Source organism: Arthrobacter sp. GW460-12-1-14-TSB2 (assembly GCF_059423525.1).
Genome location: NZ_JBWKYC010000015.1, coordinates 54,428 through 74,586, shown reverse-complemented (window position 1 = coordinate 74,586; position 20,159 = coordinate 54,428). Strand labels below are relative to the sequence as shown.

Below are 20,159 nucleotides of genomic sequence, written 5' to 3'. Positions count from 1 at the left end.
TGTGAAAGCGGCCCCCGGGGGCCGTCTGGCACCGACACTATGGAACGGTTGTTTCAGGAATCTGCTTGAGCCGTTTCAGCGAAGTTAACTGTCATTTAGCCATGGCGGCTGCACCCGGTTCCGGCGTACGGTACGAACATGACAACCGGAAACAGCGAACCACCCACCGTCCGGCAGCTACGGCTCGTGGTGGAGGCTGAGGACTACGACGCCGCCGTCGCGTTCTACCGGGACGTTCTCGGGATGCCGGAAGAAGCAGCGTTCCAAGGCGACGGCGGTGCCCGCGTGACCATCCTTGATGCCGGCCGGGCCACGCTCGAGCTCTCAAACCCCGCCCAGGTCCGGCTGATTGACAGCGTCGAGGCGGAAGGCCGGCCCAGCGCACGGCTCCGCGTCGCCCTGGAAGTTGATGATGCAGAGGGCGCAACCCGAAGGCTCGTCGAAGCGGGGGCCAGACTCATTGCCGAACCCAGGGAAACCCCGTGGCGGTCCCTGAACTCCAGGCTGGACGGGCCGGCGGGACTTCAGCTCACCCTGTTCCAGGAGCTCGACGCCGGCACCTAAAGCCTCGAGTTAAAGCAAAGAGCCCCGGTCCTAAGACCGGGGCCCTTCATTTGCGTGCGCGAGGGGGGATTTGAACCCCCACGCCCTTTCGGACACTGGCACCTGAAGCCAGCGCGTCTGCCGTTCCGCCACTCGCGCGCAACTTCTTTCACTCGAAAAGGAGCCCGTTTTCCGGACTGCCAACCTCGTAAAAGCAGCGAGATCAAGCATAACGGACAACCACGGGAAAACACCAATCGGCCTTCCCGGGACCCTGCATGGCAGAAAAATCGCGCAGGTCAGGCACGTGGATACGCCTGTGCGGAGACGACGAAAGGCCCTCGGCGGCTCAGCCCCTCATGAACTAATCTCCGCGCCCCGGCGTTGTGCATTAAGGTCATTCACAGCCCCGGCCAGTAGTATCAGATGTAGGAGTGCCCGTCCCCGGCGCACTCCCGGCAATGTTGTGAACTGAGTTCCGAATCGTGTGCTGCCGCGCAGCCGTAGGGAGAGGAGAGGTGCCATGGGAATGCTGGACAAAGTCGAGCGCGGCATCGAAAAGGCCGTCCGCGGTGTCTTCTCCACCGGTTCGAAGGCCCAGGTTGAGCCTGTGGAAATCGCCAGCCGGCTCCGCCGGGAAGTTGACCACAAAGCCATCACCGTCGCCGCTGGACGAACACTTGCCCCCAACGTGTTTGACGTCCGCCTCAGCGAGGATGACTTCAAGCGGGCGCAGGAATGGGGCACTCCCCTGGCCGAGGAACTCTGCGACGTAGTAATCAACCACGTCAGAAGCCAGGGCTACACGCTCCGCGGCTCGGTCCGCATTTCCTTCCGGCGCGACGAGGCAATCCGCGCCGGTGACTTCGAAATTGATTCGAAAACAGAGAACGCCTCCGGTTCCGCCGTGGCCCCGCCGATGCCACGGAACAACGTGCCCGCCGCGCCGAGCCGCCAGCCGGTTCGCCTTCAGCCGGTCCTGGACATCGACGGCCAGCGCTATTCGCTGAATGCCGCCTCCATCGTTTTGGGCCGGTCATCGGAGGCTGACATCCTGGTGGATGACACCGGGGTTTCACGGCGCCACCTCGAAATCCGCACCACAAACGGCACAACAGAAGCCGTAGACCTGGGATCCACCAACGGCAGCTACGTCAACGGACACAAGGTTGTCGGCAGCGTCGACCTTACTGACGGCTCCACCATCACGATGGGACGGACCAAAATCATCTTCCGCCTTTTGCCCGCCAACTCCGGTGGCCGCCCGTGAGCGAACTGACCATTACGGCCCTGCGGTTCGGATTCCTCCTGCTGCTGTGGGTCCTTATCTTCAGCATCGTGTCCGCCATGCGACGGGACCTGATGATCGGCAGGAAGGCGGCCATGGGCGCTCCCACTGCCCGCCAGGTACGCAAGCACCCCGAACTGGCAGAAACGGCACCGCCGCCCGCGAAACAGCAGGCCCGCCAACTGGTTGTGACGGAAGGCCCGCTTAGGGGACACACCATTCCTCTGGCGGAAAGTCCCATCCTCCTGGGCCGCGCGCAGGAGGCCACGCTGGTCCTTGAGGACGATTATGCCTCGGGCCGGCACGCCCGGCTCTTCCCGCAGGGCAGCCGCTGGTTCATCGAGGATCTAGGCTCGACCAACGGCACGTACCTGGCCAATCAGCAGCTCACCCGCGCCCTCCCGGTGGAGCTCGGTGTCCCCGTGAGAATCGGCAAGACGGTCATCGAATTGAGGCCATAGCCGTGGCCGTCCCGGAAACTCCCGCCGACAAGGGCCCCGCCCCGACGCGGCCGCTCATCATGCGCTACGCCGCCCGCTCGGACGTGGGACGCATCCGCGCCAAAAACGATGACTCCGCCTACGTCGGCCGGCACCTGGCCATCGTGGCGGACGGCATGGGCGGACACGCCGGGGGTGACGTGGCCTCCGCGGCCACCGTCCTGGACATGCTCCACCTGGACCACGGTCATTACGACGGCGACGCCGGGACCGTCCTGGCGGACGAGATCCAGACCGCCAATTCCCTCCTGTCTGAACTCGTGCACATCAATCCGAAGCTTGCCGGCATGGGAACCACTGTGACGGCCCTTCTCCTCGCCGAAGGAAAACTGCACTTCGCGCATATCGGCGACTCCCGGGCCTACCGGCTCCGCAACGGCGAATTCAAGCAGATCAGCGTCGACCACACGTTTGTCCAGCGGCTCATCGACGAAGGCAGGCTGCGGCCCGAGGAAGCGGAAACCCATCCGCACAAGAACGTCCTGATGCGGGTCCTGGGCGATGTTGATGCCAGCCCCGAACTCGACCTCGCAACCCTCGACGTCGAACCCGGCGAACGATGGCTGCTCTGCTCCGACGGGCTGAACTATGTTGCGGGACACGTCGTGGAACGCACTGTTCGCGAAACCAAGGATCTGCGCGAATGCGTCGAAACCCTCGTGGACCTCACCCTCGAGGCCGGCGCACCGGACAACGTCACTGTTGTCATGCTCGAAATCGCCGAACAGACTCCCGACGACGTCCGCACTGCCGCGGTTGAAATCGTCCAGCCGCTGGCTAGCAGTACCGACGAGACAAAGCCCGCCGCCCTGGCCAAGACCCCGGCAGCTTCGTCAGACGATTCGAAGCCCAAGCCCGCCGGCGACTCCGCCGAGGCGGACGGCACCGCGGCCGTCGAAGCTGCCGCGGCCGTCGGGCCGGCTGGCACCGGGGACACCGCGGTTGCCGGGGATACGGCCGCTGCCGCCAAAGATGACGCCGGCACGAAGCCCCCCTCAAAACCTGGTGAACCCACCACCACCACGGACCCGCATTTGGGCGAGCACCTGTCGGCCGCTGTCCTCCGCGAGGAGCTCTCCACGCGTCCGCATGAACTTGTCGGAGCCGCCGCTGCCGCCGCAGAGTCCGGGTCGATTCCAACCATCGCCGGCCGGACTGTCGCACGCCGCGCCGCTACCGTCCTCACCCACAAGTCGGATCAGGGCCGCGAGGAAACTGACGAATACAAGCCGCCCGCCAAGCCGCGCCGCTGGGTCACGATCGCAACGGCCGCCGCACTCCTGGTCATCCTGAGCGTCGGCTTGTGGCTCGGGTATGCCTGGACTCAAACGCGCTACTACATCGGTGAATACGACCAGCGGGTTGCCATTTTCAACGGCGTATCACAGCGGCTGGGACCAATCCAGCTCTCCACGCTGGAGACGGTGACGGACATCCGCATGTCCGACCTCCCGGAGTTCTCGCAGCAGCGGGTCCGCCAGACAGTCCCTGCACGTGACCTTTACGACGCACAACGGATCGTCAAGAACCTCGATCTGACCGGCACAACATCGCCGGCGGACGAATGCGCCAGCCCGACGGCCACGCCGACAGCGTCCGCGCCGGGCGCCGCGCCCGCACCAAGCGGCACCGCAGCACCGCCCGGAACACCCTCGAAGTCCGCCACACCCAGCCCGTCCGCCAACGCTTGTGAGGAGGCCAAATGACACAGATTGAGGCCACCCCAAAGCCACGACGGAATACCGAACTGGCACTCCTGATCCTGGCGCTTGCCGTGGGCATCGGCGCCAACGCCCTTGTCGGCGTTGACCAGCAGAAAGCCTTTGACTCCGACTTCTGGTTCCAGTCCAGCCTGCTCGCTGCGGCTGCCCTCGTCTTCCATGTGGTGCTAAGGATCCGGGCAAAATATGCCGATCCGGTAATACTTCCCTTGGTGGTTGCCTTGAACGGCCTGGGACTGGCGATGATCCACCGCCTGGACCGGGTGGGCGAGGACACCGGCAACAACCAGCTCCGCTGGACCTTGATGGCAATGGGCGTTGCCATCGCCGTCATCTGGTTCCTCAAGGACCACCGGATCCTGCGCCGGTTCACCTATATTTCCCTTGCCGTGAGTGCCCTGCTCCTGATTCTGCCACTCGTACCGGGGATCTCCGCGGGTGAGATCCTCGGCGCAAGCGTCTGGATCAAGATCGGGCCGATGACCTTCCAGCCGGGCGAGATTGCCAAGATCACGCTGGCCATATTCTTCGCCGGGTATCTTTCGTCCAACCGGGACCTCATTCTGCTGGCGGGCCGCAAGATCGGGCCGCTCCAGTTCCCGCGCTTCAAGGACATGGGACCCATGATCACGGCGTGGCTGGTGAGCATCGGGGTCCTGATCTTCCAGCGCGACCTCGGCTCCTCGGTGCTGTTCTTCGGGCTTTTCATCGTGATGATCTACGTGGCCACGAGCCGGATCAGCTGGGTGATCATTGGCGTGGGACTGCTGCTCGGCGGCGGCTTTGTGGCCTCCCGTGTCTTCTCCCACGTGGGCCTTCGCATCGACGGGTGGCTCAACGCCTTCACGGACGAGGTTTACGGACGGCAGTTCGGCGGCAGCCTGCAAATCGTCGAGGGCCTGTTCGGCATGGCCAACGGCGGCCTCGTGGGCACAGGCCTTGGCCAGGGGCGGCCGAACCTGGTGCCGTTTGCCAACAGCGACATGATCATCGCCTCGTTCGGCGAAGAACTTGGCCTGATCGGCCTCTTCGCCATCGTGCTGATGTACCTGCTCCTGTTCACACGCGGTTTCCGGGCGGCCCTGGGCACCCGTGACGCCTTCGGCAAGCTGCTGGCCTGCGGACTGTCCTTCGCCATCGCCCTGCAGTGCTTCGTGGTGATCGGTGGCGTGACGCGCCTGATCCCCCTGACCGGGCTCACCACTCCATTCCTGGCAGCCGGCGGCTCATCCCTGCTGGCTAACTGGATCATCGTTGGCCTGCTGCTGATGATTTCGCACACCGCACGCGGCCCGGTGGACACCACGCCCATGCCGCACGGTGCCGAGCCCGGCGAGCAGAAGCCGGTTCCGCCTTCCCCGCCGCGTCCGGCCAAGCAGCCCGGTCGCCAGCCTTCCTCCGCCCATCCCGACGCGCCAACTGAAGCGGTGAAACAACTGTGAACCACGCCATCCGGAATTCATGGATCGCCGCGGTAGCCATGTTCGCGCTGATCTTCGGCGCCCTCAGCTATGTCCAGGTGGTGGGTGCCGATGAACTGCAGGCGAACCCCTGGAACAAGCGGGCCATCCTGCAGAACTACTGCAACGACCGCGGCGCCATCATCGTCGGCGGGAAACCCATTGCGCAGTCCGTCGCCGCCTCGGAAAGCTGCAAGTTCCAGCGGACCTACACGGAACCCGAACTGTATGCCGGCATCACGGGATACTTCTCCAAGAACTACGGTGTCACCGGCCTGGAAAGCGCGCTGAACGAGCAGCTGGCCGGCAGCTCCGACCAGCTCTTCCTGGACCGCATCGGCCAGCTGTTCCTCGGCAACCAGCCCAAGGGCGCCTCGGTTGAACTCACCATTGATCCGGCACTGCAGAAGCTTGCCTACGACGCGATTCCGGACGGCCAGCGGGGCTCCATTGTGGTAACTGACCCGAAAACGGGCAACATCCTGGCCATGGTGTCCAAACCGTCCTACGACCCGAACCTGATCGCAACGCAGGACGCCGAGGCCGAAGCCGCCAACTACAACGAGCTGAACAAAATCCCGGGAATCAACCTGAACCAGAACGTCAGCGGCCCCACCGGCGCGCTCCTGGCGCCGGGCTCTGTCTTCAAGCTCGTCGATACGGCGGCGGCGCTCAGCTCAGGCAAGTACAACAAGGACAGCGTCCTGCCCAACCCCGCCGAGATGAGCTTCCCCGGCATCCAGTACAAGCTGCCGAACTACGCCGGCGGCAACTGCTACACCCAGAACACCGCCAGTTTCGCCTTCGCCCTGCAGCAGTCGTGCAACACTCCGTTCGCAGACATCGCCCGGGACCTGGGACAGGAAGCCATCGCCGATCAGGCCGCAAAGTTCGGCTTCGGCGAGGACCTCGGCGACCAGCTGAAGCTGGACTACGCCAAGAAGGCCTTCCCTGCGGAGGAGCTGGACGCGGCCGGGCTCGCCCAGTCCGCCATCGGCCAGCGCGACGTTCGCGCCACGCCGCTGCAGATCGCGCTGATGACGTCGGCCATCGCCAACGGCGGTGTCCAGATGCAGCCGAACCTGATCAAGACCGTGCGGTCGCCGGACCTGCGCATCATCAGCGAACCGAAACCCGAAGTCCTCCGGACGTCCACCAGCCCGGAGATTTCGCGGCAGATCACCGAGTGGATGACCAGTGTGGTCAGTGAAGGCATCGGCCGCGGGGCGGCCGTTCCCGGCATCCAGGTGGCCGGCAAGACCGGCACTGCCGAGCTGGGAACCGACGGCTTGAACAACTCATGGTTTACGGGGTTCGCCCCGGCCAACGACCCGCAGGTGTCGGTGACCATCGTCATGCAGGGCGTGGACATCACCACCGGCGCACAGCTAACCAGTCCGAACGCGAAGAAGATTTTTGAGGCGGTGTTGAATAAGTGAGGCCTACATCGGGAATCACCCTCGGCGGGAGATTCCAGCTGACCACGCGTATTGCGATTGGCGGAATGGGTGAAGTCTGGAAAGCCAAGGATCTTATCCTTGGCAGGATCGTCGCCATCAAGGTGCTCAAAGAGGAGTACACGGGCGATCCCGGGTTCCTCCAGCGCTTCCGTGCCGAGGCGCGCCACACGGCGCTGCTGAATCACGTCGGCATCGCCAATGTCTTTGACTACGGCGAAGAAGAGGGCTCGGCCTACCTGGTTATGGAGCTGGTCCCGGGCCACCCGCTGAGCAGCATCATCGAGCGCGAACAGGTGCTGTCCCCGGACCGCACCCTGTCCATGATCGCCCAGACCGCCCGCGCCCTGTCCGTGGCCCACTCACAGGGCCTGGTACACCGCGACATCAAGCCGGGCAACCTGCTGATCACACCGGACGGCCGCGTCAAGGTGACCGACTTCGGCATCGCCCGGCTGGCGGACCAGGTCCCGCTGACCCAGACCGGACAGGTCATGGGCACAGCCCAGTACCTCGCACCGGAACAGGCCACGGGTCAGACGGCCACGGGCGCCTCGGACATCTACTCCCTAGGCGTCATCGGCTACGAGTGCCTCACCGGTCATCGTCCGTTCTCCGGGGAATCGCAGATCGCCATCGCGCTTGCCCAGGTGAACGACGCCCCGCCGCCCCTTCCCGAGACGCTGCCGACGCCGGTACGGGCCCTCCTGATGTCCATGCTCGCCAAGGACCCCAAGAACCGCCCGGCCAACGCCATCAAGTTGTCCGAGGCAGCGGAAGCCATCCGCAACGGTGACATCGCCGCTGCGCATGCCGCCGTCCCCGGAATGCTGCTCTTCGAGGCAGCCACGGGGCCGATCACCGCACCGGTGGACATCCCCACCGCCGCAACCGGCGTCATCGAATCCCCTGAAAAGGACAAATCGACGACGACGACTTCCGCACTTCCGGTCGTCGGCGCCGCCGGCGCCGGCGCGGCAGCAGGGCTCGCGGCAGGGGCGGCAGCTGCCGGAGCCACCGGTCCGCACAGCACTCTCTCACGCGCCGACGCCCTGGCCGCGCAGCGCAGCTGGGACCAGGAAGAGGAGCAGGACCGCTACGACGAACCGGTGGACGAGCCGCAGCGCAAGGGCCGCAGCCCGTGGACGTGGCCGCTCATCGCCCTTATCGTGCTCGTCCTGTTCGCGCTTATAGGTGTCATGCTCACGCAGGCCGGCATCTTTTCCCCGTCCGGCCCGGCCGAGTCCTCGTCGACGTCCACCAGCGCCAAGCCCACCAGCCGCAGCGCCTCGCCGACGTCCACCTCGGCCAGCCCCACCGCCTCGAGTGCGAGCCCGACTCCCACGCAGTCCACTCCGGAAACCATCAACCTGATCCCGGATGCCTACTTGGGCCAGCCGTACAACACGGTCCGCAGCCAACTCGTGGGCATGGGGCTGACCGTCAAGGGTGACCCGGTGTTCAGTGACAAGCCGGAGGGCACGGTCACCAACATCGAGCCGTCCGGTCCGGTGGCCCCCGGCGAGACCATCACCGTCACTTACTCCAAGGGCCCGGAACCGGCCAAGGAATCCTCCGTGCCCGCGATCGGGGTAGGCAGTTCCGAGTCGCAAGCACAGAAGGCCATCGAGAACGCCGGTCTGCGCTGGGTCAAGGGAGCAGATGTTCCCGGCAGCGCCGGGCAGCAGGCCGGGACCTTCGTCAGTTCGGAACCGGGCGCCGGCAGCAAGGTGCCCGCCGGATCCGTCGTGACGTACCACCTCGCCCAGGAACTCCTGCCCACCCCCACCACGTCGACGTCGAACTAAGGCGCACAGTGCCGGACTCACCCCGCCTCCCGTCACACAGAGAGGACAGCCTTCCAGTGAATACCCAGCGCGTCCTCAACGGACGGTACGAACTCGGTGAGCTCATTGGCCGCGGCGGCATGGCAGACGTCCACCGCGGCGTTGATACCCGGCTGGGCAGGACAGTGGCCATCAAGCTGCTGCGGCCGGATCTTGCCCGGGATCCGCAGTTCCAGGCACGGTTCAAGCGCGAAGCCCAAGCCGTGGCCGCTCTGAACCATCCTTCGATTGTTGCCATTTACGACACCGGGGACCACGCCGTGCCGGGCGGTCCCGAGGACACCGTCCGGGTGCCGTACATCGTGATGGAATTCGTGTCCGGGAAGACCCTGAGGGATCTGATCCGTGCGAAGGAAGTCAGCATCGACCATGCCATCGACTTCACCCTGGGCGTGCTCTCCGCCCTCGAGTACAGCCACCGCGCGGGAATCGTCCACCGGGATATCAAGCCCGCGAATGTGATGTTCTGCGAAGACTCGGACACCATCAAGGTGATGGATTTCGGGATTGCCCGGGCCATGGCGGATTCGTCCGCCACCATGACCCAGACCCAGGCTGTGGTGGGCACCGCCCAGTACCTGTCTCCGGAACAGGCCCGCGGTGAAACCGTGGACGCCCGCAGCGACCTGTACTCCGCAGCTTGCCTGCTGTACGAAATGCTGACGGGGCGGCCTCCCTTCGTTGGCGACAGTCCCGTTTCCGTGGCATACCAGCACGTCCGTGAGATTCCAGGACTTGCCAGTAGCCTCAACCCCGAGGTGTCAGAGGCCCTGGACAGCGTGCTGGTCAAGGCCCTGCAAAAGAACCGGGCCGACCGTTTCCAGGACGCAGCCGCGTTCCAGCGGGCCCTCCGGGCGGCCCGCAACGGCATCTCCGTACCCGACGTGGCGGCGGGCGAGGAACCCACGGATGCTAACAACACGGTCCCGGCGGCGGAGCGGACGGCGCAGGCCGCCCCCTACTCGCTGACGGGCGCTGCCTTCCTGGACGATTCGCCCAGCGGCCGGCTCCGGCCGCTCAATGACACGCTCGGCGACGACCAGGCGATTCCCGCCCAGGTTTACGAACCTTCGGAATCCAACGATCTTCCGCTCGGCTTCCCGCCGGAACGTGAGCGCACCCCGCGGCAGAAGTCCCGCCGTCGGACGTGGATTGCCACGTTGGTGATTTTCACCCTGCTGGTCCTGGCCGGCGGCGGCCTCTGGCTCTACAACATGATGAACCAGACGCCTCCTCCCGTGGCGAAGATCGAGGTGCCCGCCGTTTCGGCGCTCAGCGAATCCGAGGCGCTGCAACGGCTGTACAACGCCAGGCTGAGCCCGCAGATCAACAGGCTGCCGCACGACACCGTCACCAAGGGAACGGCCATCGGCACGGTGCCGGCGGCCGGTACAGCGATGGAACCCGAATCGAAAATAACCCTGAATATCTCCGACGGTCCCAGCGCCGTCAAAATCCCGGCTGACCTGCCGGGACGCACGGAAGCTGCTGCCCGGGACGTCCTCCGGCAGATCGGCCTTGCGGGTGCCCCCGGCACCACCATGGCGAACAGCGCCACGGTGCCGTCCGGAATCGTGATCACCACCAAGCCTGCTCCGGGCGAAACGGTCCCCATCGGAAGTACCGTGGAAATCGTGGTGTCCACCGGCAAGGTGGCCATGCCCGAACTCCGCGGGCTGCCCAAGGCGGAAGCAGAGACGGCACTCAAGAACCTTGGCCTGGGGATCGACGTTAAGGAAGTCGAGAACTCCGAAGTTGAACCCGGCAAGGTGACCGAGCAGAGCGACGCGGTCAATGCCCTGGTGGAGCAAGGGAAGACCATCAGCATTGTCGTTGCCAAGGCGCCGGCGCCCAAACCCACACCGACCCCCACGCCTACGCCAACCGAGACGGGCCGGAGCCGCGGCTAGAGGCTACGCCTGGGCGCCTGGCTCCGGGCGCCGGCGCGGAGCCCGGACCGTTAGTGCTGGATCAGCGGGCTCAGTTTGGCGGCCCGCTCCGCCGCACCGGTCATGCCGAGGGATTCCAGCCAGTTGCCCAGCATCTGGTATCCGCCCTCGGTGAGGACTGATTCCGGGTGGAACTGCACGCCGCAGAGCGGTGCCGTCCGGTGCTGCAGGCCCATGATCACGCCGTTGGCCGTCTGCGCGGTGATCTCGAGGACGTCGGGGATGGTTTCGCGGACAGCAGCCAGGGAGTGGTAGCGCGTTGCCGTGACAGGGGAGGGGAGTCCGGCGAACACGCTGGCTCCTTCATGCTCCACAAGGGATGTCTTGCCGTGCATCAGTTCGGGGGCGTGCGTCACCGTGGCGCCGTAGGCCTCAGCCAGCGCCTGGTGACCCAGGCACACGCCGAACATCGGCTTGTCGTGGCCGCCGCACCATTTGATCAGGTCGATGCAGACGCCGGCCTCCGCGGGGGTGCCGGGACCCGGAGAGATGAGGACGCCGTCGCGAGCGTCCGCCATCTCGATTGCCTCGGCGAGGGTGACGTCGTCGTTGCGGACCACCGTCGTCTCGGCGCCGAGCTCCTGGAGGTATCCCACCAGGGTGTAAACAAAGCTGTCGTAGTTGTCTACGACCAGGATCTTGGTGGCGCTCATTGTCGAGTTACTAAACCAATCGTTGAGTCGGTGAACTGGGTGAACTGGGACATCCAGGGGAACAGGAACTGAACCATCAATACCAGCACGCCGGCAAGCAGCACCAGCGACGTGGCAATCCTGAGCCACAGCGGTCCCGGCAGGTGGCGGAAAATCCATCCGTACATGGCGTCAGACCTTCCCGAGTGCCTTGGCCACCTGGGCCGCGATTTCTGCCGGCGGTCCCGCCGACGCCGGCTGCCAGTGCTCCAGCAGGGAGTACGCAATGATGCGCTCCTGCGCGCCGAAGCGGGGATTGCAGCTCGTCATGGTGAGGTAGGCCTCCGTGGGCTTGGCTGCGGGCTGGGTGGGCACCGGAAGCAACACGTCAGTGGCCGAAGGAAGCACGATCTGGTTGTTCCGGAAGACGTACACATAGAATCCGTCCCGGGTCTGGACATAGATCTTGTCGCCCGGCACAAGGGTATGGATATTGTCCAGAACGGCCCCGTGCGTCTGGCGGTGGCCGGCCACGGCAAAGTTTCCGGTTGCCCCGGGCATCGCGGTGTCGTTGTAGTGGCCAAGGCCCAGCGTGTCCAGGACGTCCGTGGAGGTTCCCTGCACGATGGGCCGGGTGTAGTCCGCGCCGAAGCGGGGGATGTACATGATGCCGATGGTTTGGCCGTGTCCAGGCGCTTCGGCGACCTTCGGCGGGCCGTAGCCGGCGGGCAAGGATGCCGCTGGGCCGGGCGACTCCGCGGGGGCAGGGGAACCGCCCAGTTCCTGGGCGAAGTTCCGGATTGTCTCGCTCTGCTTGGCATCGGATTCCACGTTGGTCCACCACAGCTGCCAGGCGACGAACAGGAGGAGGACAACTCCCACCGTGATCAGCAGCTCGCCAACGATCTGGATGAGGGTCCGGAGAACTCCGACGCCGCGCGCCGGCGCGGCAGCAGTCGTCTCCTTCTCCAGCAACACCACGTGGTCTCCTCAATTGGCGGCATGGGCTGGCGCGGGTGTGTTCTGAACTACAGCTAGAATTGGCTGCTAGTAAGAATTCAGACCTGACCCAAGGCGCCAACCCCGCCGGCATGTTCCTTCCTGCAGGATATCAAGCCGGAGGCCCCGCCCTTGATTCAGCCCGACGAGGAGGACCCGTGCCCGAGTCAAAGCCACGAAAGAAGACCGCCGCCGCGGACAGGCCGGCTTCTGCATCGCAGGCATACAAGCCCAACGCGGTGTGGTTCAAGCCCGTCATGTTTGGCCTGATGATCATCGGGCTGCTGTGGATCATCACGTTCTACATCAGCGAGGGCGCCCTCCCTGTCAGGGCGTGGGAATCCTGGAACATCGTTGCCGGATTCGGCATTGCCATCGCAGGGTTCCTGATGACCACCCGCTGGCGTTCCTAGCCACAGACTTTCGGGGGTATCGGCCCCCACGGAACCTGCTTCACAAGAAAGTCGGACCGGCACGTTGTGCCGGTCCGACTTTTTGTTGCCTGCGCCTACTTCAGTGCAGGGTTGACCACATGGATCGCGAGGTCGGTGCCGACGTCGGACGTTACGGAAATCTCCACGCCGTGACCTGCAACCTTGACGCTTCCGTAGGGGTTGTCGGCGCTGTAGTAGGCCAGCGGATCACTGTCCTTGAAGACCCCGATCGGCGCGCTGCTTACGGCACAGGCATCGAGTGAACTGATTGTCGAACTGCGCTTGGTGCCGGTCTGCACTTCCTTCGCGATGCAGAGCGGATCCGTGGCCTCCAGCCCGAACGTCGCGTCGAACGGCTGGCGGCTGTTGCCGGGCATGGTTCCGTCGGACCACTTCAGCGGGGCAGGCCTGGCATCCACCGGCAGAGCCGAGCCGGCGCCCGGGTGGGCCGAAACATTGTTGTCCGCGTAGGAGTCGTCGATGTACCAGACCAGCATGCCGTTCTGGTACTTGAAGAAATCGACCCAGTTCGGCTTCGTGATGCTGTGGGTGAAGGCATATGGCCCTTCCGCGAGCGTTGCGTCGAAGCCCACGTACTCACGGTTCTCCACGAGGTAGTACTGCTCGGTGGTTTGCGTTACCGAGCCGCTGCTCACCTGCCACAGGCCGCTGACAGTCCACTGGCCCGCACCGGATTCGACGTCGTCGCTGAGGATCACGGTCTGTCCCGCGGAAATCTTCACGTCGTCAATGAAGGCACCCGGGTTATGGACGCCGCCGTCGGTCTGGTATCTGAATCGGAACAGCGATTCGAGGCCGGCAGCGTCGTAGGAGTATCGCACCTGCCCCCACGCGGCCGCTCCGCTGAGCGCACGCCCTGCGGATTTCCAGGTCTTGCCGCCATCAGTGGAGTATTCGCCGTAGAGGAAGTCGTAGTTCGCCTCGATGTCGTACCAGGCATTCGCCGTGACGGTCACCCTCGACTGCGCCGGGACGGCATGGGTCAGGGATTCGTTGAGGCCGTCCGCGCTGCCCGTCCACCACGCGTTGCTCCCCGAGGCGGGAACGGTGTACTTGGTGGTTGTGGTCTTGTCCGGCAGGTTGACCTTGACGGCCTGGTCCTTGCCGTCGACCTGAAGCTGGGACGGGTTCAGGACAAAGTCACCCGTGGCGCCCGCTTCCACCGTGCTGTGGTCCAGCCAGCCGAGGAAGAGCTTCTCCTCGGGTCCCATCAGTCCCGGGGTGGTGCCGATTCCGGCTCCTGCCGCCGAACCGTGGCCCAGCCAGGACCCCGAACTCATGAGGGTCCAGAATGCCGTGCTGTTGGTCGCGGCGCCCGTGGTGTCGTAGAAGTCCGGCAGCCCGAGGTCGTGTCCGAATTCGTGGGCGAAGACGCCGACTCCGCCGTTTTCGGGTTCGGTTGTGTAGTCGCCGAGCCAGTACTTCGAGGACCCGATCCGGGTTCCGCCGGAAAGGTTGCCTTCCGGTCCGGCAGCGCCGAACTGGTTGCCATAGGCGTACCAGCGGTGGGACCAGATGGCATCCTCGCCCAAGGCACCGCCGCCGCCTTCCTCACCTTCGCCGGCGTGGACCGCCTGGAAGTGGTCGATGTAGCCATCGGGCTCATCAAAGTTGCCGTTGTTGTTGAAGTCGTAGCGGTCCCACACATCGAATTGTGCAAGGTACGCGTCGATTTCGGCCGGTGTCTTGCCAGCCGCCACCTGGGAATCCCACCAGGCATTGCCGGAGTCCCTAACAAAAGCCCATGCCCCGCCGGTGTCCTCTGTGGCGTTGTCGCCGTAGAAGGATCCGTTGTTGGGCACCGTGACCCAGTCCGTCACGGTGTTGGTGACCGAGTACTTATTGTTGGAAACGGCCTCGTAGTACCCCTTCATTGATTCACCGCTGCCGTTGAAGAGTCCTTCGTAGTAGGCGGGGCTGAAGTTGTCGGTCCACAGCGTGGTGTTGTCCACCAGACGGTCCGGCTTCGCAATCGTGTTATGCAGAGGCCCTGGCGCGGTTCCGAAGCGGCCCGAGCCCTGGGTACCGAACTCGGCGAGGATAGTGAAGATCTTGTCCTGCTTGGCGGTTTCGACTTCGGCGAACTTGTCCGGCGCCAACTGGACCACGCCGTCGTCGCTTGCCTTCGCCTGTCCCTTGGCCACCTTCTCAATGGCCGCTTTGCGCCGTTCCACGAGTTCCTTGGTCCGCGGTCCGGGGCGGTTGTCCTGCCGGACTGCCGCAGCGGGATTGTTTGACCCGTCGTCGACAGGTGGTGCGGCTACGACCGGGGCCTGGATGCTGAGCATCCCGAGAACGACCCCCGCCACGCCAGCCACGGCAATTTTGGTTTTCCTCACACGTACCTCCCAGTAATTTGTGATCAGAGCCACAGCATAATGTGAGAGTCGTCGTTCGGCTATGAAATGCGCGATCGCCGGGGCATGTCCAAGCCCGGGCGGCTGAATATGCTGGACGCAGCACCACCTCGCTGAAAACCTAAGGAACCCACATGACCCCGGATGAACGCGCCACAATCATCGGCAGCGACGGTCTGGCCCGTCCGCCGTGGGCGGCCGCGGATGCGCTGCTCCAGGAGTACTACGACACCGAATGGGGCATGCCCGTCCGCGACGAACAGGGCCTGTTCGAGCGCATCAGCCTGGAGGCCTTCCAGGCCGGACTGTCCTGGGCCACCATCCTGAGGAAACGGCCTGCCTTCCGGTCAGCGTTCCACAGCTTCCAGCCTGATGCGGTGGCGGCCTTCACCGACGACGACGTCGAACGCCTCATGCTCGACGCCGGCATCGTCCGGAACCGGCTCAAAATCCGGGCGGCCATCACCAACGCCCAGGCCACCATCGCGTTGCGGAGTGAAGGCGGGCTGGTGGACTTCGTCTGGAGTTTCCAACCGGAGGTAACGCCGAGTCCGCTCACACATTCCGAGATCCCCACAACTTCGACCGAATCCATTGCCCTGTCCAAGGCCCTGCGTGCCAAAGGCTTCGCTTTTGTGGGGCCAACCACGATGTACGCGCTCATGGAGGCCATCGGAATGATCGACACCCATCTTGTCGACAGCCATCGGCGCGGCTCGTCCGGCGTATGGACTGACGAGGCCTGAACTTATCCCGGCCCTGTGGGGAAAGTTATCCACAGTGTTGATAAGTCTGGGCCGATGAGGCGATCCTTCCGCGGGCCATGGCCTGTGGATGACCCGGACCCCGGAAGAATCCCACGGCCCCGAGTTATTAACAGTGTGGATTGCCTGTGGATAACGGGTTCCAAGCGGCAAATCGCCAAGCAGGCCGCCTGGATCCAGCAGCCACCCCGCCACTTTGCGCAGGGAACCGCGGCAAGGACCGCGGGCACCAGGCGCGTTGAACTTATCCACTTAAGAACAACGCTATCCCCAGAAGTTATCCACAGGTGGGGATAACGCAGGGGATAAATCAGTGATCTGATGCTCTATCAGGCTCCAGCCCGCCAATTGGCATCGTGCTCCTCAGCCCTCCGGAGTTATTAACAGTGTGCATAACCTGTTGAAGAGCGTATCTCCAGCGCCCAATCGACGGCGGGATATGCCGTTTCAGCGCCAAATGCTTGCCAAGGAGAGCCGGGTTTCCCATGCGAAGCCTGGTACTTGGCCGGCGGCATCCTCGCTTCCGGCCCTTGAAGCACCTCACCGGCAGCCCGCCGCGGGCAGCTGAGTTGTCCACTTAACCACAGCCCCGCCGGACTGCTTTATCCACAGTTGTGGACAAGGAGGAGCGCTCTTGTCGATAATCGCCAGCTGGCAAGGGCATCACCGGGGAGGGGGAGTGAACTACAAGCATGTAAGTTACCAACAATGTGGATAACCCCTGTGGAAAACTCCGTCTAAAGAAGTCTTTACGTTCTCATTAGAGATTGAACTTGATGATGTCGAGGCGGCCCAGCAGTTCAACGAACAATGGGAGAGCCGTAGTGGGGTAATGGACGGGCCAGAAGTTTCACCTCCGGACGAACGAGAGTTGGCTTCGAAGCCTTCAGTACGACTCATCGCCCAGGCGTTTACTTCCCAGCACAAGGAAACGGGCCTTAACCTCCGATCGCTTCAAGTTCTGGACTAGCGTTACCCCGAGGATGACTTTGCGCTTGGCGAATCGTAGCCACGCCCGCGTCAGCGTGGTCGGCGGCCGGAGGAGATGTTCCTATAGACAAGCCCAAACGCTGAATTTTCTCGACATTCACCCTTGGGACGCGGAGTAGACTCGCCGAAACGATCAAGAGTGGGGGACTCATAAGATGTCAGCAACAGCAGCTTCACCCGCCGAGGCCGGCTACAACCGAATGGCCATCCTGTCCCTGACTTGTGCCGTGGTGGCCGTAGCCGGATTCTTCTTTGGAGGCTTCACTAGTTTGGCGGTCTTCGCCGTCGGTGCGGGTCACGTTGCGCTCAACCAGATCAACAGCGACGGCGGCCAAGGGCGCCAGCTTGCACGTGTATCCCTCGCAGTCGGCTACGCCATCGCAATCTTCGGGCTACTCATCACAGTCATGTCTGTGTTGGGCCTTTACACCTAACAGCTAAGGTTGTTTGGGGCTGGTGCCTGCCCCTGGTCTCGGTGCCGTTGGGCGTCAGGCCGAACACTGCCGGGACGTACGGGAGCACAAAGATGATGAAGGCCGTCCCGCCGTCGCCGCTATCCAGCCCCGGGCGCTCATCCCTGCTCTCCGTTGCTGCGGACCATGCCAAGGGCGTTCTGCCGCCGCTGATCGGCCTGAAGGATGCCGTCACGGACCCCAGCGCGGATGACACCGTATAGGACGTAGAAGAACACTGCTCCGAGGACTGCGGCCAGGACAAGGCTATCGAGTGCCATCATTTCTGCCCTTCCTCGTCCGGCCAGTACTTCTGCACCGCTGCTGCGGCCGCCCGGAGCCGCCCTCCGTCCAGGACGATGGAGGATTCGGGCATGCCCATGCTTGTCCATTGGGCAAGCAGACGGAGCTCCCCGGCCGGAGGCAGCGGCCACAGCCAGAGCGCACCCATTGCCGACATGTCGTCCTCCCCGCCGTTGCCGCCTTTGGGGCGAAATTCGAAAACCGGGCCGTCAGGTTCCTGATCCAAGGGAGCGCCTTGCCCTTGCTCGTACATCGCCAGGGATGATGTGGTGGCCTTGGTTCCGTCCGGGAACTGCATACCGAACAGGAGGACGGAATCGACCGAAATGGCCCCGTCGCGCAATTGAGGCGCAGGCCGGTGAAAGACAGCGTTCATCTCGGACCATCGCCGGTCATCCTGGTCAGTGCGGCGCAGCATCCAGGACATTTCTAAGACGCATCCGGTCGAGTACACCTTGGCGGCTTCAATGGCCATCACAAAGGTCGGGGATTTGTAGATGAACTGGCCCACGGGAACGACAGGGGGCAGCTCGTACCGCGGGGCAGCGACCCAGGGAGGCGGTATGAACTGCGGCGTCCGTGGGCGCGGAGGCGGTGCAGGGATCGGGTAGTCCTGGAAGAAAGTCATGGCCGTTCCTTGGGTTCGCTGGCTGCGACCGACCAGCGGAACAGCGGCAAGCCGCCCTGGATCCCCCAATCCGTCCTTACCCGGCTCAGTCTAGCCCCGGGGCAATTACCGGCCCACCCTAGCCTTGCGCCGGCGAGGCTGACCGGCGAATGTATCTACAGTTCCACTGCTTACTCCGCTGGGTGTTAGGTCCCGTTTCAGGCTGTAGTAAATTTCACGGGCTACAAAGCGTTTGAGCAAGCGTATGGCGTCGGCTGATGAATGCCCTTGTGCCCTTTTCCGATCACGGTATGCCTGGGATCTTGGGTCATATCGAAGGCTTAGGCGCCGGCCATTCGCAGCCAGGTGGCGCCTGCGAGCAAAGCCAGGACCAGCACGAGGCCCGCGGACTGCCAGAGCCGGCGCTGCGGGCCGCGGGGAGCGTAGGCAATGGCTGCGGCGCAGGCAGCGCCTGTCACCAGGCCGCCAAGGTGGGCCTGCCAGGCAATCTGCGGGACGATAAAGCCGATGACGCCGTTGATGGCGATCAGGACCCACAGCTGCTTTGTGTCGCCGCCGCGGTGACGCTGGACCACCAGCATGGCCCCGAAGAGTCCAAAGATGGCTCCGGATGCGCCCACGACTCCGGCGAGGGGCTGGCCCGGGCTATAGGTCGGCGTCAGGACGAGGTAGCCGACCGATCCGCCGACGGCGGACAGCAAGTACAGCGCCAGGAAACGGATGCGTCCGAGGAGGGGTTCCAGCGCCTGGCCGAACATCCACAGCATGTACATGTTCAGCACGATGTGCAGGATGAAGCCTTGGGAATGGAGGAATGCCGAGGTCAGCATGCGCCACGGTTCAAAGACGCCGTACTCGGGGGTGGCGTAGACCGTTGCGAAAGCGAAGTTCTGGTAAATCCCGTCATTGGGGACTATCCACTGCAGCACAAAGACCAGCGCGCAGGCCGCGATGATCCCGAACGTCACCAGGGGCCGGCCGGCAACGGCGGTTCCGCCGTAAACGGTCCTGGCTGCCGGCGTCGTACGTTTTGTTTCGTTGACACAGTCAATGCATTGGAATCCGACGGCGGCCGCCCGCTGGCATTCCGGGCATGCCGGGCGCCCGCAGCGCTGGCACCGGACATAGGAAGGCCTGTCCGGGTGCCGGGGGCACACCGGAATCTGCGCGGACGGCTCGGCCGCCGGAATTCCGTAACTCATGGGGTGTTAGAGCTGCTCTACGTCGATGCTGTTGATGACGACGTCCTCGACCGGGCGGTCGCCCATTCCGGTGCGGACACCTTCGATGGCGTCGACGACCTTCTTGGATTCCTCATCGGCAACTTCACCGAAGATGCTGTGCTTGCCCTGCAGCCAGTCGGTGGGGATGGTGGTGATGAAGAACTGCGAGCCGTTGGTGCCCTTGCCCATCTGGATGCCGGCGTTGGCCATGGCCAGCTTGTAGGGCTGGTTGAAGGTCAGTTCGGGGTGGATCTCGTCGTCGAACTTGTAGCCCGGTCCGCCCACGCCGCGGCCGAGGGGGTCGCCGGCCTGGATCATGAAGTCCTTGATGATGCGGTGGAAGATGGTGCCGTTGTACAAGGGGGTGCCGGTCTTGTCCTCACCGGTTTCGGGGTGGGTCCAGGCCTGCTCGCCGGTGGCCAGGCCGACGAAGTTCTTGACCGTCTTGGGCGCGTGGTTGCCGAAGAGGTTGACGACGATGTCGCCGAGGCTCGTGTGGATGGTTGCTTTTGCAGTTGCGATGGCAGTCATAGGCCCATTGTTCCACGTCGGGCAATTGCACATCAGGCCTGCCGGGCAGTTCCGCGCTAG

The 20,159-nt window shown here is 64.2% G+C and carries 19 protein-coding genes and 1 tRNA gene; 11 read left to right on the top strand and 9 right to left on the bottom strand.

Going from position 1 to position 20,159, the window contains the following annotated elements; translation table 11 throughout:
* The first annotated feature begins 138 nt into the window (after positions 1-138).
* Positions 139-564 carry a VOC family protein gene (locus AC07YR_RS16950; protein ID WP_494734639.1) on the top strand — a complete coding sequence of 142 codons (426 nt, stop codon included), beginning with the start codon at positions 139-141 and terminating at the stop codon, positions 562-564.
* A gap of 55 nt (positions 565-619) precedes the next feature.
* Here the strand turns inward: AC07YR_RS16950 and AC07YR_RS16945 are convergent.
* Positions 620-702 (bottom strand) — tRNA-Leu (locus AC07YR_RS16945).
* Between the two features lie 364 nt (positions 703-1,066).
* Between AC07YR_RS16945 and AC07YR_RS16940 the strand changes: the two genes are divergently transcribed.
* From AC07YR_RS16940 to pknB, 7 genes are read left to right on the top strand one after another with little or no spacing between them, the layout of a single operon-like run.
* Positions 1,067-1,813, top strand: a complete 747-nt coding sequence (locus AC07YR_RS16940; RefSeq protein ID WP_055797452.1) for an FHA domain-containing protein — start codon at positions 1,067-1,069, stop codon at positions 1,811-1,813.
* Complete coding sequence (locus tag AC07YR_RS16935) at positions 1,810-2,292, top strand: FHA domain-containing protein FhaB/FipA (RefSeq protein WP_055797451.1); 483 nt, start codon at positions 1,810-1,812, stop codon at positions 2,290-2,292. The genes AC07YR_RS16940 and AC07YR_RS16935 overlap by 4 nt, the downstream gene beginning before the upstream one ends.
* Positions 2,293-2,294: 2 nt before the next feature.
* Positions 2,295-4,037, top strand: a complete 1,743-nt coding sequence (locus AC07YR_RS16930; protein WP_436056206.1) for a PP2C family protein-serine/threonine phosphatase — start codon at positions 2,295-2,297, stop codon at positions 4,035-4,037.
* Positions 4,034-5,494, top strand: coding sequence for an FtsW/RodA/SpoVE family cell cycle protein (locus AC07YR_RS16925; RefSeq protein ID WP_055797447.1), 1,461 nt, complete (start codon positions 4,034-4,036; stop codon positions 5,492-5,494). The genes AC07YR_RS16930 and AC07YR_RS16925 overlap by 4 nt, the downstream gene beginning before the upstream one ends.
* Positions 5,491-6,951, top strand: coding sequence for a peptidoglycan D,D-transpeptidase FtsI family protein (locus tag AC07YR_RS16920; protein ID WP_494734638.1), 1,461 nt, complete (start codon positions 5,491-5,493; stop codon positions 6,949-6,951). The genes AC07YR_RS16925 and AC07YR_RS16920 overlap by 4 nt, the downstream gene beginning before the upstream one ends.
* On the top strand, positions 6,948-8,777 hold the full coding sequence (locus AC07YR_RS16915) for a protein kinase domain-containing protein (RefSeq protein WP_494734637.1): 1,830 nt from the start codon (positions 6,948-6,950) through the stop codon (positions 8,775-8,777). Before AC07YR_RS16920 ends, AC07YR_RS16915 begins: the two co-directional genes overlap by 4 nt.
* A 56-nt stretch (positions 8,778-8,833) precedes the next feature.
* Entirely contained in the window at positions 8,834-10,726 is a 1,893-nt protein-coding gene (pknB, locus tag AC07YR_RS16910; RefSeq protein WP_494734636.1) for a Stk1 family PASTA domain-containing Ser/Thr kinase, read from the top strand.
* Positions 10,727-10,776: 50 nt separating this feature from the next.
* Here the strand turns inward: pknB and AC07YR_RS16905 are convergent, their stop codons facing one another.
* From AC07YR_RS16905 to AC07YR_RS16895, 3 genes are read right to left on the bottom strand one after another with little or no spacing between them, the layout of a single operon-like run.
* Positions 10,777-11,418, bottom strand: coding sequence for an aminodeoxychorismate/anthranilate synthase component II (locus tag AC07YR_RS16905; RefSeq protein WP_436056202.1), 642 nt, complete (start codon positions 11,416-11,418; stop codon positions 10,777-10,779).
* Positions 11,415-11,585, bottom strand: coding sequence for a hypothetical protein (locus tag AC07YR_RS16900; RefSeq protein ID WP_305942939.1), 171 nt, complete (start codon positions 11,583-11,585; stop codon positions 11,415-11,417). The genes AC07YR_RS16905 and AC07YR_RS16900 overlap by 4 nt, the downstream gene beginning before the upstream one ends.
* 4 nt (positions 11,586-11,589) lie before the next feature.
* Positions 11,590-12,378 (bottom strand): class E sortase, encoded by a 789-nt coding sequence (locus AC07YR_RS16895; protein WP_494734635.1) that lies wholly within the window; start codon positions 12,376-12,378, stop codon positions 11,590-11,592.
* 176 nt (positions 12,379-12,554) lie between these two features.
* Here AC07YR_RS16895 and AC07YR_RS16890 point away from each other — a divergent pair, with 176 nt between their 5' ends.
* Positions 12,555-12,809, top strand: coding sequence for a cell division protein CrgA (locus AC07YR_RS16890; RefSeq protein ID WP_028272337.1), 255 nt, complete (start codon positions 12,555-12,557; stop codon positions 12,807-12,809).
* 95 nt (positions 12,810-12,904) lie between these two features.
* On the opposite strand, the gene AC07YR_RS16885 is transcribed toward AC07YR_RS16890, so the two are convergent.
* Positions 12,905-15,190 carry an immune inhibitor A domain-containing protein gene (locus AC07YR_RS16885; protein ID WP_494734634.1) on the bottom strand — a complete coding sequence of 762 codons (2,286 nt, stop codon included), beginning with the start codon at positions 15,188-15,190 and terminating at the stop codon, positions 12,905-12,907.
* Positions 15,191-15,342: 152 nt separating this feature from the next.
* Between AC07YR_RS16885 and AC07YR_RS16880 the strand changes: the two genes are divergently transcribed.
* Both AC07YR_RS16880 and AC07YR_RS16875 read left to right on the top strand, forming a co-directional pair.
* On the top strand, positions 15,343-15,954 hold the full coding sequence (locus AC07YR_RS16880; protein ID WP_494734633.1) for a DNA-3-methyladenine glycosylase I: 612 nt from the start codon (positions 15,343-15,345) through the stop codon (positions 15,952-15,954).
* 1,163 nt (positions 15,955-17,117) lie between these two features.
* Positions 17,118-17,396 (top strand): DUF4190 domain-containing protein, encoded by a 279-nt coding sequence (locus AC07YR_RS16875; protein WP_055797428.1) that lies wholly within the window; start codon positions 17,118-17,120, stop codon positions 17,394-17,396.
* 137 nt (positions 17,397-17,533) lie between these two features.
* Here AC07YR_RS16875 and AC07YR_RS16870 read toward each other — a convergent pair whose 3' ends face one another.
* The 4 genes from AC07YR_RS16870 to AC07YR_RS16855 all read right to left on the bottom strand — a co-directional run bounded on the left by AC07YR_RS16870 (position 17,534) and on the right by AC07YR_RS16855 (position 20,099).
* On the bottom strand, positions 17,534-17,698 hold the full coding sequence (locus AC07YR_RS16870) for a hypothetical protein (protein ID WP_494734632.1): 165 nt from the start codon (positions 17,696-17,698) through the stop codon (positions 17,534-17,536).
* Positions 17,695-18,345 carry a hypothetical protein gene (locus AC07YR_RS16865; RefSeq protein ID WP_436056197.1) on the bottom strand — a complete coding sequence of 217 codons (651 nt, stop codon included), beginning with the start codon at positions 18,343-18,345 and terminating at the stop codon, positions 17,695-17,697. The genes AC07YR_RS16870 and AC07YR_RS16865 overlap by 4 nt, the downstream gene beginning before the upstream one ends.
* 320 nt (positions 18,346-18,665) lie before the next feature.
* Entirely contained in the window at positions 18,666-19,547 is an 882-nt protein-coding gene (locus AC07YR_RS16860) for a rhomboid family intramembrane serine protease (protein WP_494734631.1), read from the bottom strand.
* A 6-nt stretch (positions 19,548-19,553) separates the two neighbouring features.
* Entirely contained in the window at positions 19,554-20,099 is a 546-nt protein-coding gene (locus AC07YR_RS16855) for a peptidylprolyl isomerase (RefSeq protein WP_028271893.1), read from the bottom strand.
* Positions 20,100-20,159 lie beyond the last annotated feature (60 nt).